We start from the raw sequence: 12452 nt of genomic DNA, 5'->3' as shown, positions 1-12452 counted from the left end.
CAAAACCAGCGGCGCGGTCAAGAATCTCATCACTGGCGCCGTCTCGACGGCCGACGAGGAGGACGTGCAGATCTGCGTGTCCGTCCCCGTCGGCGACGTCGGCCTGTCGCTTTAGAAACCACACCGGACTCGAAAGGAACAGCCATGACTGCGTTGCTCGAGAACACCATTGAAGAGGACGTCGCCGACGTTCTGCCCGCCCCAATCCAACAGGCCATCACCAAGGTCGTCGGCGGCAAGCCCGTCACGATGACGCCCGAGATGGCCGACGCCTTCGGTGCCGAACTCGATGCCCTCCGTGAACGCGTGGTCGCCGATCTCGGTGAGCGTGACGCCACCTACATCCGCAGCGTCATCAAGGCGCAGCGGGCGCTCGAGGCCGGTGGCCGGGCACTGCTGTTCGCAGGCGTTCTGCCGCCGGCATGGCTCGCGGGCACCGCGATGCTGGCCGCGTCGAAGATCTTGGACAACATGGAGATCGGCCACAACGTCATGCACGGCCAGTACGACTGGATGGGCGATCCCGCGCTGACGAGCCGCAACTTCGAATGGGACTCGGCCTGCCCCAGTGACCAGTGGCGGCACTCGCACAACTACATGCACCACACGCACACCAACATCGTGGGCATGGACCGCGACATCGGCTACGGCATCCTGCGCATGAGCGAGGACCAGCGCTGGAAGCCGTACTTCCTGGGCAACCCGGTGTATGCGTTCCTTCTGATGGTGTTCTTCCAGTACGGCGTGGCCCTGCACGAGTTGGAGACCGAACGCATCCGCTCGGGTGAGATCACCTTGGCCGACAAGCGCGAGATCCTGCAGGGCATCTGGAAGAAGGTGCGCAGGCAGACGGCCAAGGACTACGTTGCCTTCCCGCTGCTGGCCGGTCCGTTCGCCCCGTTCGTGTTCACCGGCAATCTGACCGCCAACCTGATCCGCAACGTCTGGTCGTACGCCATCATCTTCTGCGGCCACTTCCCGGACGGGACACAGGAATTCACCAAGGAGGAGACCGCGAACGAGAGCCGCGGGATGTGGTACTTCCGTCAGGTCCTCGGCTCGGCGAATCTGACCGGCGGAAAGCTCTTCCACATCCTGAGCGGCAACCTGTCGTTCCAGATCGAGCACCACCTGTTCCCCGACATCCCGGCGCACCGGCACGCCGAGATCTCCGAAGAGGTGCAGGAGATCTGCGAGCGGTATGGCGTGCCCTACAACAAGGGACCGCTGCCCAAGCAGTTCGCCACGGTGATCCGCAAGATCTGCCGCTTGGCGTTGCCGGGACGTTGATCGGCCGACGCGGCTGCAACCGGTTGCAATAATCTCCGGGTGCAGCCGCATTTGGCGGTGGCCCGTCGGTAGGGATCCACACACCCGCCGGATTCACTGACGGGGGAGACGGCCATGTCGCCGGTCGGCTCCACGACGTCGTGCGGGCCGGCGCGCTTCTCGGCTAACCATCACTCGCGACGCATCAGCGCCTGGGTGGCCACACCGGCACCTCGCCCCGCCCCGAACGGAATCGCACGGCCTTCGAGCGGACGAATTCGTGCAACGTCTCCGGCGCGTTCTCGCGCCCGAAACCACTGCCCTTCACGCCACCGAACGGTGACCCCAGGAACGAGCGGCGCATGTAGTTGTTGACGAACACCATGCCCGCTTCCAGTCGCTGGGCGATCCGCCAGGCCTCGGCTTCGTCGCGGCTACAGATCGCCGCGGTCAGCCCATATGCGGTGCCGTTTGCGATCTCGATCGCCTCGTCGATCGCGGAGAACCGCATGATGAGCGCGATCGGGCCGAAGATCTCCTCCTGGCCGACGGTGGAATCCGGCGTGACGTCAGCGAGCACGGTCGGGGGCACCCAGTATCCGGCGGCAAATGCTGGGTCGGTGGGCACGTCGCCCTGACCGACGATGCGCGCACCCTGGTCCAGCGCGGTCTGCAGATAGCCGAGCACCCGATCGCGCTGCCTGGCGTCGACCATCGGCCCGACGTCGGTGCGCGGGTCGAGACCATCGCCGACGACGAGTGCCGTTGCTGCCGTGACGAATCGCTCCAGGAATGCGTCGTAGACGTCGTCGTGCAGCAGGATGCGGGCGGTCGACGTGCACGCCTCACCCTGGTTGTAGAACATGCCCTCGATGGCGATCTCGACAGCCTGCTCCAGATCGGCGTCGGGAAGCACCATCAGGCTGTTCTTACCGCCGAGCTCCATGGTGGCGTAGGTGAGATTCTCGGCCGCGCTGGCCAATACGCGTCGCCCGGTGGCGGTCGCACCGGTAAAGCTGATCCGCTCGACCTTCGGGTGGCCCGCGAGCGCGGCGCCGGCCGCCATGCCGGGCACGGCATTGAGCACCCCGGGCGGCAACACCTCGTTGGCGATCTCCACCAGCCGCAACACCGTCAGCGGTGCCTGCTCACCGGGCTTGATGACGACGGTGTTCCCGGTGATCAGCGCTGGGGCGCCTTTCTTCGCGAAGTGGATCGGCGGCCAGTTGAACGGCAGGATCGCGGCGACGACGCCGTACGGCTCGTAGATCACCCGCGTCTCGATCGGCCCCTGGTCGATGATCTCACCGGAGAGGGTGTCACCGAGGCCGGCGAAGAAGTCGAAGCAGTTGGAGCTGAACGACACGTCGTTGGCCAGCGCATCACGCTTGGGTTTGCCGTTCTCGCGGGAGACGAGTTCGCCGAGTTCGTCGGCATTCGAGCGGATCCGGTCGGCGACCCGGCGAAGATGGGCGCCGCGTTCGCGCCCCGAGAGTTCCCGCCAGGCCGGCAGTGCGGCGCGTGCCGAACGCACCGCCCGGTCGACGAGGACGGAATCGCCGGCCACGACGCGGGCCAGAGGTGCGCCGGTCGACGGCTCGATCACCTCGAAGGTCGGACTGTCACCGACCGGAACGAACGCCCCGTCGATGAAGGCGCCCCATTCGTCGCGCTCCAGCGGTGCGTGTCCGGCAATCTCGGCGTCGGCCATCGTCATCTGCCACTCCAGTCCTTAGGGCGTGCACCACCTGACAAGTGATGGTGCAATCGATTGTGGGCGAGCCTAGTCCGTATCAACACAGCGCGGGAAGTCTCGCTCGGAATTCTTGTTAGGGCGCTTCGATTCCGCCGGTGGCTAACTGGGCGAACGCGAACGTGCTGCTCTAAGTGGCTATTGACACCTTCTGGGTGCCTGTGACACGATTCACTGCAATCGATTGCAGATGATCCACGCGACATCGGGCCACGTGCGGGCAATCGGTCTGACAGAGAGGTTGGACATGCGCAGGACCACTCCACTTCGAGCCCTCATCGGGCTCGCTGTCGTCGTGCTCGCGGCGTCGGGTTGTACGGCTGATCGACCGGAGAACTCCGACACCGTCACCATCGGCGCCTCGCTTCCGCTGACCGGCGAGTTCAGTCAAGGCGGGCTGGACACTCAGCACGGCTACGAGACCTGGGTCGAGATGACGAACGAGAAGGGCGGGCTGCTCGGCAAGCCGGTCCAGATCATCGTCAAGGACGACGCGACCACGCAGGACACCGCCGTCACCAACTACAACAATCTGATCTCCCAGGACAAGGTCAACCTGCTGCTGGGCAGTCAGTCATCACTGCTGAACATCCCGGCGTCCGCGGTCGCCGAGAAGAACAAGATGCTGTTCGTCTGCCCCTCCTGCGGCTCGCCGGACATGTACAACCGCGGATTCAAGTACATCTTCTTCTCCCAGCAGGCCGTCGCGACCGAGCAGGCGAGGGTGTTCGCCGAGTGGATCGCAGCGCTGCCGGCCGATCAGCGGCCCAAGACCGCGGCCTATCCTTCGCTCGATGATCCCTTCGCCGGGCCGGTGGTCGAGGGCGCCGAGAAGATCCTCTCCGCCGCCGGTATCCAGACCGTCTACCGTGACGAATACCCGGCGACGACCAAGAACTTCGATGCCGTGGTGAACGCCATGAAAGACGCCGGAGCCGAAATGGTGGTTCAGGGAGCGCAATTCGAGGACGGCGTCAACATGATCCGCTCGATGAACCGCGCCGGCTACAAGCCGTCGATCGTGTATCAGAGCTCCTCGCCGACCTACGGCCAGCAGTACATCGACGGCGTCGGAGCGCAGAACGCCGATGGCGTGTTCTTCTCCTCGAGCTACAGCCCGCTCGCCGACACCAAGGACAACGCCGATTTCGTGAAGAAGTTCGAGGACAAGTTCGGCGGCCTCCCTCCCGAGGACGCCGCCGACGGCTTCGCCGCGGCTCAGGTGCTCGCCGCTGCGGTGCAGGCCGTCGGCTCCTACGACGACCAGGCCAAGCTCGCCGACTGGTTGCGCGGCAACACCGTCGAGACCGTTCTCGGCCCGCTGCGGTGGAACGAGGACGGCAGCCCCAAGGGTGACTTCCTGGTTGGCCAGTGGCAGAGCGGCGTCTCGCAGGTGGTGCTGCCCAACGATGTCGCGACGAGCAACAAGATCCTGCGCTGGCAGGGCGGCGACATCTAGTCCACCGACTGGTCCGCCGCCCCCAACCTCAGACGAGGAGCAGACAGCATGGCCTCATTCGTCCAGACGCTCATCCTCGGGATACTCGTCGGCGCGCTCTACGCCCTGATGGCCTCGGGCCTCACCCTGATCTTCGGGGTGATGCGAGTCATCAACCTGGCGCATGGTGCCTTCGCGATCCTGGCGGCATTCCTCACCTACACGCTGTGGCAGAAGCTCGGATTGGATCCGATCCTGTCGATCCCCATCGTGATGGCGGTGATGTTCGGGATCGGCTGGCTGGCCTACGTCTTGGTGATCCGGCACGTCCGTGGATCGCACGTGAGCATGACGGTGTTGGCCACCTTCGGCATCGCACTGATGCTGGAAGGACTGATGGGGTTCATCTGGGGGAACACCTCGACATCGGTGCGTGCCTCCTACACCGATGCCTCTGTCTCGCTCGGGCCGCTGTACGTCCCGCAGGTCATGCTGATCGCCGCAGGCATCGCCGTGCTCGTCATCGGTGCGCTGTATCTGATCCTCAATCACACCTGGGCCGGCCGGGCCATTCGGGCCGCGTCGTCCAACGAAGGTGGCGCGCTGCTGGTCGGGGTGAGCGTGGCGACCGTCGCGGCGCTCACCTTTGCCATCGGCGTCTCGACGCTGGGGGCCGGCGGAGCGATGCTGAGCACGGTCTATCCATTCCTTCCCGGTTCGCACTACCAATGGATCGCCCGGCTGTTGGCCATAGTCGTGCTCGGCGGCCTCGGCAGCCTCCCGGGCGCTATCATCGGCGCCCTCGTCATCGGAGTGGGTGAAATGGCGGCCACCACGTATCTCGGTGCGGCGTGGCCGGTCGTGGTGCCGTTCCTCGTCATCATCGTCGTGCTGATCACCCGGCCACAGGGCATTCTCGGCACCCGCCTCAGAGAGGACGCGGTCGTATGACCACCACCTCGACATCGACCGGCACGACACCCACGGCCCGGTTGCTCGACCCCCGACTCTGGAAGCTGTCGAGCCGCGGCGTCGTGATCATCGCGGCCGTCGTCATCGTGCTCTTCCCGCTGTCGCCGAGCATGTCGGCACAGAACACGGTGATCCTCGCCCTGCTGCTGGCCATCGGGGCGAGCGGGCTGAACATCATCACGGGCTTTACCGGGTACCTGTCACTGAGCCAGGGCGCCTTCGTCGGGATCGGCGCGTACGTGGGCGCCATCCTGGCCACCAGGATCCCCGACGTGCCGCCGCTGGTGTGGGTACCCGTGGGCGGTGTGGTGGCCGCCGCCATCGCGATGCTGCTGGGCCTGGTCACCTACCGGTCCCGCGGACCGGCGTTCGTCATCATCACGGTGGCCTTCCTCTTCCTCGTGCAATTCGTCGCCATCGAGTGGGTGCCGGTTACCAACGGAACGGCCGGGTTGACCCTGCCATTGCCGGATTGGCCTGAGGCGTGGGGCAACTGGCCGTTCCACCTGACCCTGGTGGCACTGCTGGGCCTGTCGCTGCTGATGACGTGGGGCATCCGTCGCACCAAGTTCGGCATGGGGCTGATCGCCATCCGCGACGACGAGGGCAAGGCCGGCACCATCGGTGTCAACGCGCCCGTGTACAAGCTGCTGGCCTTCGGCGCCAGCGCACTGTTCGTCGGAATGGCCGGCTCCGTCTACGGCTACTACCTGTCCTTCGTCGACCCGATCGGCATGTTCTCGATCATCACCAGCGCGCTGATCGTGCTTTCGGTGATCCTCGGCGGGCGGGGCACCCTGTTCGGTCCCGTGCTCGGCGCCTTCATCATTCAGCCGGTGAACACGTTCGCCAACGACGCGTTCGGCGGTGGCAACGCCCGGCTGGTGCTCTTCGGCGGTCTGCTGGTGCTGCTGGTCATCCTGCTGCCCAAGGGGATTCTGCCGACCGTCACGGGCCTGCTGGAGAAGGCGAGAAGCAAGGGCAGCGTGGGACTCTCGGGTGCCCGCCTCAACCCACTCGACGGTCCGCTCGAGGTCGCGACCCTCGAACGCGCGGTGGTCAGCGGCCGCACGCTGCTGGAGGTTCGCGGTCTGCACAAGAGTTTCGGCGGCAATCACGCCGTCAACGACTGCTCGTTCACCGTGCCGGAGGGTTCGATCACCGCGTTGATCGGTCCCAACGGCTCGGGCAAGACCACGGTGTTCAACCTCATCTTCGGCACCATGACGCCCGACGGCGGCGAGATCCGGCTCAATGATGCTCCCATCGAAGAACTCTCGCCGTGGTCGCGGGCGCACCGAGGCATCGGTCGCACCTTCCAGATCACCCGGTTGTTCCGGGAGATGACGGTGCTGGAGAACGTGGTCGCGCCGCTGCGCGAGTTCTCGGTGCGCCAGCTCGGCCTCGGTGCGGTGAGCGGTTCGGAGGCCGCCCGCGCAGAGGAACTGCTCGACTTCGTCGGCATGTCCGCCTACCGCGACGCCCGTGCCGGTGCGCTGTCCTACGGGCAGCAGAAGCTCGTCGAACTGGCCCAGGTGCTCATGCTCGATCCGAAGCTCATCCTGCTCGACGAGCCCGCGGGCGGTATCAACCCGACCCTGATCGAGCGGATGGGCGACCTCATTCGCAGCCTCAACGCCAAGGGCACCACCTTTCTTCTGGTGGAACACAACATGCCGTTCGTGGTCGGGCTCTGCGACCCGATCCGTGTGCTGGCGCGCGGCGCGGTGATCGCCGAAGGCAGCCCCGAGCAGATCCAGAAGGATCCGCTGGTGCTCGACGCCTACCTCGGTGACGACTATCTGCTCGAGGCGCCGTCGAGAACCGCGACGCCCGCGAGTGTGCCTGCCAAGGAAGGAAACCCAGCATGATCCGACTCGAAGGCGTGGTCGCGGGCTATGGCGGAGGCAATGTCCTCCAGGGGGTCGACCTCGAGGTCGGAGCGGGTGAGCTCGGTTGCATCGTCGGGCCAAACGGCGCGGGCAAGTCCACCGTGCTGCGCGCCGTCAGTGGATTGCTCAAGCCCAGCGCGGGCCGCATCCTGCTCGATGGTGAGGACATCGCCGGCCGGGCACCGGATGCGGTGCTGGGCTGCGGGGTGACCCAGGTGCCGCAGAGCAACGGCCTGTTCCCGACGCTGACCGTTCGGGAGAACATTCTGATGGGTGCCTACGTGATCCGCCGTCAGCGCGCGCTGGTGCGTCAGCGCTACGACGAAGTCCTCGACATGTTTCCCCTCGTCGCCGACAAGACCGGCATCCGCTGCGGCAACCTCTCCGGTGGCCAGCGACGCATGGTGGAGTTCGCCCGCTCCCTGATGCTCAACCCGAAACTGGTGCTCCTCGACGAGCCGTCGCTCGGTCTGGACCCCAAATCGCTGACGGTGATCGACGAAGCGGTGGCGATCATGCGCGGCAGCGGCAAGGCCGTCCTGATGGTCGAGCAGAACGTCCGGTTCGGCCTGCGCATGGCCACCAGCGGCATCGTCATGGAGAGCGGCAGGGTGTTGCTCACCGGGCCGGCCGACGCGGTGTTGGCCAACCCCGAGATCGCCGACCTCTACTTCGGCGGCGCCGTCCACGCGCGCGCCGAGACCAGTTCGACCCAGCCCAGCGCCACGGCCTGACCGGCCCGACAGTAAGGACGAGGACATGTCCAACCCCGCCCTGAAGATCGGCTGCTCGAGGTGGCCCGCGGTGCCGGGGTCACGTCGGCGCCGGAGAACGTACCGGTGGACGACGGGCTCGCACCGGTGCATTCATGACGCTGACGATCTTGATCTGAAACGACTCCGATCGCTCACCTCTGACAGTTCGGGCACCAGTACATGACGCGCTCGCCGCTGCTGTCTGACTCGATCGTCGTCCCGCAGCGGCGACACGCGTTTCCGGCCCGGCCGTAGACCCAAAGGTCTCGGCCGGGATTGGTGTCGCCGGTCGTCACCCGATTGGCCCGGGACCGGTTGAGCCACAGCATGTCCCGTGCGCGCTGCACGACTCGCAGCGGATCCTTGACGCTGCTCACCGGTGAGGTCGGCAGCCGCCCCAGCACGAAACATAGCTCGTTGGCGTAGACGTTGCCGACACCCGCCATCACCCGCTGATCGAGCAGAGTCTCGGCCAGCGGCCGGTCCGGGTCGTTGACCAGGTTCGTCGCGGCGGTCCGTGGTTCCCAGTCGTCGCCGAGCAGGTCGGGGCCCAGGTGCGCGACGGCCTCCATGTCGTGCTCCCGTTGCAGGATCTCCAGGACACCGAGGTCGATGCCCGCGACGCGAGAGTCGGCCGTTTCCAGGATGATCCGCACCTTGTGCGGCTGCACCCGGTGGATCTGACCGCCGACCAACCACGCGCCGTCCATCTTGAGGTGCGAGTGGATGCTCGCATCGCCGACGCGGATGAACAGATGCTTGCCGCGGCTGATGACCTCGTCGACCTTCTCGCCGGTGAGGTCGACAGTGGCGAACTTCGGCACCCGCACGTCGCACCGGGTGAGTGTCCTGCCCTCGAGCGCCTCGCGCAGCTTCATGGCCGTCCGGTACACGGTGTCCCCTTCGGGCATGCGTCTACGCTACCCGCGCCCGTCCCGTGTTACGCGCAGATGTCCGCTGTGAGGTCCCGATAACCGAAACGTATTCCTGTGATGACCAATCGGAAAAACGTGGCTCCTGTAATTGGTTCAAGCCGAACTTCCCGGCCAGCCGGCATCGTCGCCGAGTCACCCAAGAACCTTCACCGCAATGTTGAAAATCGGAGTCCACCATGACGTTTGACGATTCAATCGCCGAGAAAATCAAGACCTCGCTCGCCGAGATCCCGCATCCGGCCCTGCCCAAGGGCTCCAACATCTACGGCGGGACGAAGATCTTCCCCGACTACCAGGCCGAGGACGGCGAGAGCTACTTCACGCTGGTACACGGCATCGCCCACGAATCGTCCGTCAGCTTCGTCGCAGTACTGCAGGCCACCAGGGCGCTGCGCAAGGGCTTCGATTCGGCGATCTACTTCTACGGACCGGGAGCCATCAACTGCCTGGCCACCCGCGGGTTCCCCAAGACCGGCGACTCCGGATTCCCCGGCGAGCAGAACATCAACGACTCGCTTGGCACCTTCATCTCCGAGGGCGGCACGGTGTTCTGCTGCCGGTTCGGCTTGGCGCTGCACGGCGGCCGCGAGGAAGACCTGATCGAAGGCGTGATTCCCGCACACCCGCTCGACGTGCAGGACGCCCTCATCCACTACGCCCGAAAGGGCGCAATCATCAACTCCACCTACATGGTCTAGGCGATTCACGATGACCAAACTCGCTGCGGTAGCGGCCAACTTCACCCGCGACCTTGAGCAGAACTACGCACTGATCGAGGCACTGGCCCAACAGGCGCGTGACGAGGGCGTCGACTTCATGGTCCTGCCCGAAGCCGCCATCGGTGGCTACCTGTCGTCGTTGGGCAACCACGGCGACACCGTCAAGACCACGTCCAAGTCACTGCCGCCCGCGATCCGCGTCGACGGCCCCGAGATCGCCAGGGTCCAGCGGATCGTCGGTGACCTGGTGGTCGCCATCGGGTTCTGCGAACTCGACGACGACGGCGAAACGCGGTACAACGCGGCCGCCGTCCTGGACGGAGGCACCGTCTACGGCACGTACCGCAAGGTGCACCAGCCCCTCGGCGAAGGCATGTCCTACTCGGCCGGTTCCGACTACGGCGTGTTCGACACTCCGGTCGGCAGGGTGGGGCTGCAGATCTGCTACGACAAGGCATTTCCCGAGGCTGCACGGATCATGGCGCTGAAGGGCGCGCAGATCATCGCGAGCCTGTCGGCGTGGCCTGCGGCACGCACCGCCACCGCGGAGAATCTGCAAGACGATCGGTGGACCTACCGGTTCAACCTGTTCGATGCGGCACGGGCACTGGACAACCAGGTGTTCTGGATCGCGTCGAATCAGAGCGGAACATTCGGATCCCTGCGTTACGTCGGCAATGCCAAGGTCGTGGATCCGGGTGGAAATACCTTGGCGACAACACTTCTCGGTAGCGGGATGGCCGTCGCCGACGTCGACATCGACGGCACGTTCCGCGCCATGCGAGCCGGAATGTTCCACCTGCGCGACCGCAGGCCCGACGTCTACGGCCCGGTGGCCGAACCGACGGGAAGTGATCTAGCCCATGCCTGAGATGACCTTCGACGTGCAGTGGCCAGACGGTCGCGTGCAGCGGTGCTACTCGCCGAGCCTGGTGTTGCACGACTACCTGAGCACGGGTACCGACTACACCGTTGCGGACTTCCTCGACCGCTCCTCCCATGCGCTGCACGCAGCGAGCGAGAGGGTACGGGCCAAGTTCGGCTTCGCGTGCAGCTCCGCGGCATGGACCGAGGAGGAAATCACCTCCGCCGCAACGGAATTCCCATCGAACGCCACGATCCGCATCGTCGGTATGCGACCGGGTTTGGAGGCATCATGAGTACGGACGCCGGACACGTCACGGTCGCAGTCATCGGCGGCGGCCAGGCTGGGCTCTCCGTGAGCTGGTACCTCGGCGAGGCAGGCATCGATCACGTCGTGTTGGAGGCGCAGACCCCCGTGCATGCCTGGGCGGATACCCGATGGGACAACTTCACCCTGGTCACACCGAACTGGCACTGCAAGCTGCCTGGCTACGCCTACGAGGGTGACGATCCCGACGGTTTCATGACAAGAGACGAAGTCGTGGACTGGCTGGACGACTGGCTGCACACCTTCACGCCCCCGCTGCTCACCCACACCCGCGTGACGCGGTTACGTCCGTTGGCTTCAGGCGGTTTCGAACTGACGCTGAAGAATGGCGAAGCAGGTGACGAGTCCTTGACCTGTGACCACGCGGTGGTCGCGACGGGCGGATATCCCGTTCCGATCCTGCCCGCGTTCGCAGGGGCGCTGGACGCCTCGATCAGCCAGATCCACTCCGAGCAGTACCGCAACGCCGACCAGTTGCCCGAGGGTGCCGTCCTGGTGGTGGGCACCGGCCAGTCCGGTGCGCAGATCGCCGAGGACTTGCACCTGGCAGGTAGGCAGGTGCACCTCGCCGTCGGCAGTGCACCACGCGTAGCGCGGTTCTACCGTGGCCGCGACTGCATGACGTGGCTGTCCGACATGGGCCTCTACGACAAGGCCGCCCCCGAGTACCCCGGCGGCAAGGCGGCGATCGAGAAGACCAACCACTACGTGACCGGCCGCGACGGCGGCCGCGACATCGACCTGCGTCGCTTCGCCGCAGAGGGAATGCGGCTGTACGGCACGCTGAGCAACGGCAAGGACGTGACACTGACCTTCGAACCGTCACTGGGTGAGGCGCTCGACAAGGCCGACTCCGTGTACAACTCGATCTGCTCTGACATCGACGCCCACATCGAGCGCGAGGGCATCTCCGCGCCGCCGGCCACCCGATACACCCCCGTCTGGGACCCCGACGCCGAGACCACCGAATTGGACCTCGCCGCCCAGGGAGTCACCAGCATCGTCTGGGCGATCGGTTACCGGCCCGATTACCGGTGGATCGAAGCGAGTGCGTTCGACGGCGCAGGCCGGCCGATGCAGAACCGCGGTGTCACGGGAGTCGAAGGCCTGACGTTCATTGGGCTGCCGTGGATGCACACCTGGGGTTCGGGCCGTTTCCTCGGCATCGACCGCGACGCCAAACACATTGCGACAACGATCATCGACGATCTCCGTCACCAGAACGCGCCGCGCCTCGCCGTGGCCCGCTGAAACAAGGAGAAACCGTGCCAGTTCAGCCCATGTCAGTCTCTACTCGAGTCGACCTCGCCCTGTTGGGTATTCGCGGCCGCCCACCCGTGAGCCGTACCGCAGGTGCGGGGCCCAGCGACGACGGCCATCTGATGATCGACGGCCGCGCTGCCGCCATCCCGCACAATCCGTCGAGCCCGTTCGTGTTCGACGGAAGCCGGGTGCTACTCGACGGCGAGGACTCCGGCCTCGACGTCACCGTCATCGACCGGCCCCGGTTCTACGACCTGCACACCG

Annotated in this window: 11 protein-coding genes and 2 pseudogenes; 11 read left to right on the top strand and 2 right to left on the bottom strand. The window is 65.7% G+C overall.

The window, feature by feature from the left end; genetic code table 11:
• Positions 1 to 115: pseudogene (locus QOC69_RS07720) on the top strand (ferredoxin reductase); the annotation flags it as partial.
• A 134-nt stretch (positions 116 to 249) separates the two neighbouring features.
• On the top strand, positions 250 to 1290 hold the full coding sequence (locus QOC69_RS07715; protein ID WP_526438016.1) for a fatty acid desaturase family protein: 1041 nt from the start codon (positions 250 to 252) through the stop codon (positions 1288 to 1290).
• 184 nt (positions 1291 to 1474) lie between these two features.
• On the opposite strand, the gene QOC69_RS07710 is transcribed toward QOC69_RS07715, so the two are convergent.
• Complete coding sequence (locus QOC69_RS07710) at positions 1475 to 2986, bottom strand: aldehyde dehydrogenase family protein (protein WP_526438014.1); 1512 nt, start codon at positions 2984 to 2986, stop codon at positions 1475 to 1477.
• Between the two features lie 283 nt (positions 2987 to 3269).
• Between QOC69_RS07710 and QOC69_RS07705 the strand changes: the two genes are divergently transcribed.
• Genes QOC69_RS07705 through QOC69_RS07690 form a run of 4 tightly spaced genes read left to right on the top strand, consistent with a single transcriptional unit; the run spans position 3270 to position 8058 of the window.
• Complete coding sequence (locus QOC69_RS07705; RefSeq protein WP_526438012.1) at positions 3270 to 4481, top strand: amino acid ABC transporter substrate-binding protein; 1212 nt, start codon at positions 3270 to 3272, stop codon at positions 4479 to 4481.
• 48 nt (positions 4482 to 4529) lie between these two features.
• Complete coding sequence (locus tag QOC69_RS07700) at positions 4530 to 5411, top strand: branched-chain amino acid ABC transporter permease (RefSeq protein WP_526438010.1); 882 nt, start codon at positions 4530 to 4532, stop codon at positions 5409 to 5411.
• Positions 5408 to 7303, top strand: a complete 1896-nt coding sequence (locus QOC69_RS07695; protein WP_526438008.1) for a branched-chain amino acid ABC transporter ATP-binding protein/permease — start codon at positions 5408 to 5410, stop codon at positions 7301 to 7303. Before QOC69_RS07700 ends, QOC69_RS07695 begins: the two co-directional genes overlap by 4 nt.
• Positions 7300 to 8058 carry an ABC transporter ATP-binding protein gene (locus tag QOC69_RS07690; RefSeq protein ID WP_526438006.1) on the top strand — a complete coding sequence of 253 codons (759 nt, stop codon included), beginning with the start codon at positions 7300 to 7302 and terminating at the stop codon, positions 8056 to 8058. Before QOC69_RS07695 ends, QOC69_RS07690 begins: the two co-directional genes overlap by 4 nt.
• 173 nt (positions 8059 to 8231) lie before the next feature.
• On the opposite strand, the gene nei2 is transcribed toward QOC69_RS07690, so the two are convergent.
• Positions 8232 to 8990: an endonuclease VIII Nei2 gene (gene nei2 / locus QOC69_RS07685; RefSeq protein ID WP_526438004.1), complete on the bottom strand. Its 759-nt coding sequence runs from the start codon at positions 8988 to 8990 to the stop codon at positions 8232 to 8234.
• A gap of 200 nt (positions 8991 to 9190) precedes the next feature.
• Here nei2 and QOC69_RS07680 point away from each other — a divergent pair, with 200 nt between their 5' ends.
• From QOC69_RS07680 to QOC69_RS07660, 5 genes and pseudogenes are all read left to right on the top strand, one after another.
• Positions 9191 to 9712, top strand: coding sequence for an MSMEG_0572/Sll0783 family nitrogen starvation response protein (locus tag QOC69_RS07680; RefSeq protein ID WP_526438002.1), 522 nt, complete (start codon positions 9191 to 9193; stop codon positions 9710 to 9712).
• A gap of 10 nt (positions 9713 to 9722) precedes the next feature.
• Complete coding sequence (locus QOC69_RS07675) at positions 9723 to 10604, top strand: carbon-nitrogen hydrolase family protein (protein ID WP_526438000.1); 882 nt, start codon at positions 9723 to 9725, stop codon at positions 10602 to 10604.
• Entirely contained in the window at positions 10597 to 10893 is a 297-nt protein-coding gene (locus tag QOC69_RS07670) for an MSMEG_0570 family nitrogen starvation response protein (protein ID WP_526437998.1), read from the top strand. The genes QOC69_RS07675 and QOC69_RS07670 overlap by 8 nt, the downstream gene beginning before the upstream one ends.
• Positions 10890 to 12176 carry an MSMEG_0569 family flavin-dependent oxidoreductase gene (locus QOC69_RS07665; protein ID WP_526437996.1) on the top strand — a complete coding sequence of 429 codons (1287 nt, stop codon included), beginning with the start codon at positions 10890 to 10892 and terminating at the stop codon, positions 12174 to 12176. Before QOC69_RS07670 ends, QOC69_RS07665 begins: the two co-directional genes overlap by 4 nt.
• A 29-nt stretch (positions 12177 to 12205) precedes the next feature.
• Positions 12206 to 12452: pseudogene (locus QOC69_RS07660) on the top strand (MSMEG_0568 family radical SAM protein); the annotation flags it as partial.

Origin of the sequence: Mycobacterium sp. (assembly GCF_032162105.1) — a bacterium.
In the GTDB taxonomy this organism is placed as follows: domain Bacteria; phylum Actinomycetota; class Actinomycetes; order Mycobacteriales; family Mycobacteriaceae; genus Mycobacterium.
The sequence above is the reverse complement of the archived record's forward strand: the minus strand, read 5'-3'. Positions and strand labels throughout refer to the sequence as shown.

Bases quoted from the DNA above. Each gene is read 5' to 3' on its own strand.
- QOC69_RS07715 (WP_526438016.1), top strand. From the start codon at position 250: ATGACGCCCGAGATGGCCGACGCCTTCGGTGCCGAACTCGATGCCCTC.
- QOC69_RS07710 (WP_526438014.1), bottom strand. From the start codon at position 2,986: ATGACGATGGCCGACGCCGAGATTGCCGGACACGCACCGCTGGAGCGC.
- QOC69_RS07705 (WP_526438012.1), top strand. From the start codon at position 3,270: ATGCGCAGGACCACTCCACTTCGAGCCCTCATCGGGCTCGCTGTCGTC.
- QOC69_RS07700 (WP_526438010.1), top strand. From the start codon at position 4,530: ATGGCCTCATTCGTCCAGACGCTCATCCTCGGGATACTCGTCGGCGCG.
- QOC69_RS07695 (WP_526438008.1), top strand. From the start codon at position 5,408: ATGACCACCACCTCGACATCGACCGGCACGACACCCACGGCCCGGTTG.
- QOC69_RS07690 (WP_526438006.1), top strand. From the start codon at position 7,300: ATGATCCGACTCGAAGGCGTGGTCGCGGGCTATGGCGGAGGCAATGTC.
- nei2 (WP_526438004.1), bottom strand. From the start codon at position 8,990: ATGCCCGAAGGGGACACCGTGTACCGGACGGCCATGAAGCTGCGCGAG.
- QOC69_RS07680 (WP_526438002.1), top strand. From the start codon at position 9,191: ATGACGTTTGACGATTCAATCGCCGAGAAAATCAAGACCTCGCTCGCC.
- QOC69_RS07675 (WP_526438000.1), top strand. From the start codon at position 9,723: ATGACCAAACTCGCTGCGGTAGCGGCCAACTTCACCCGCGACCTTGAG.
- QOC69_RS07670 (WP_526437998.1), top strand. From the start codon at position 10,597: ATGCCTGAGATGACCTTCGACGTGCAGTGGCCAGACGGTCGCGTGCAG.
- QOC69_RS07665 (WP_526437996.1), top strand. From the start codon at position 10,890: ATGAGTACGGACGCCGGACACGTCACGGTCGCAGTCATCGGCGGCGGC.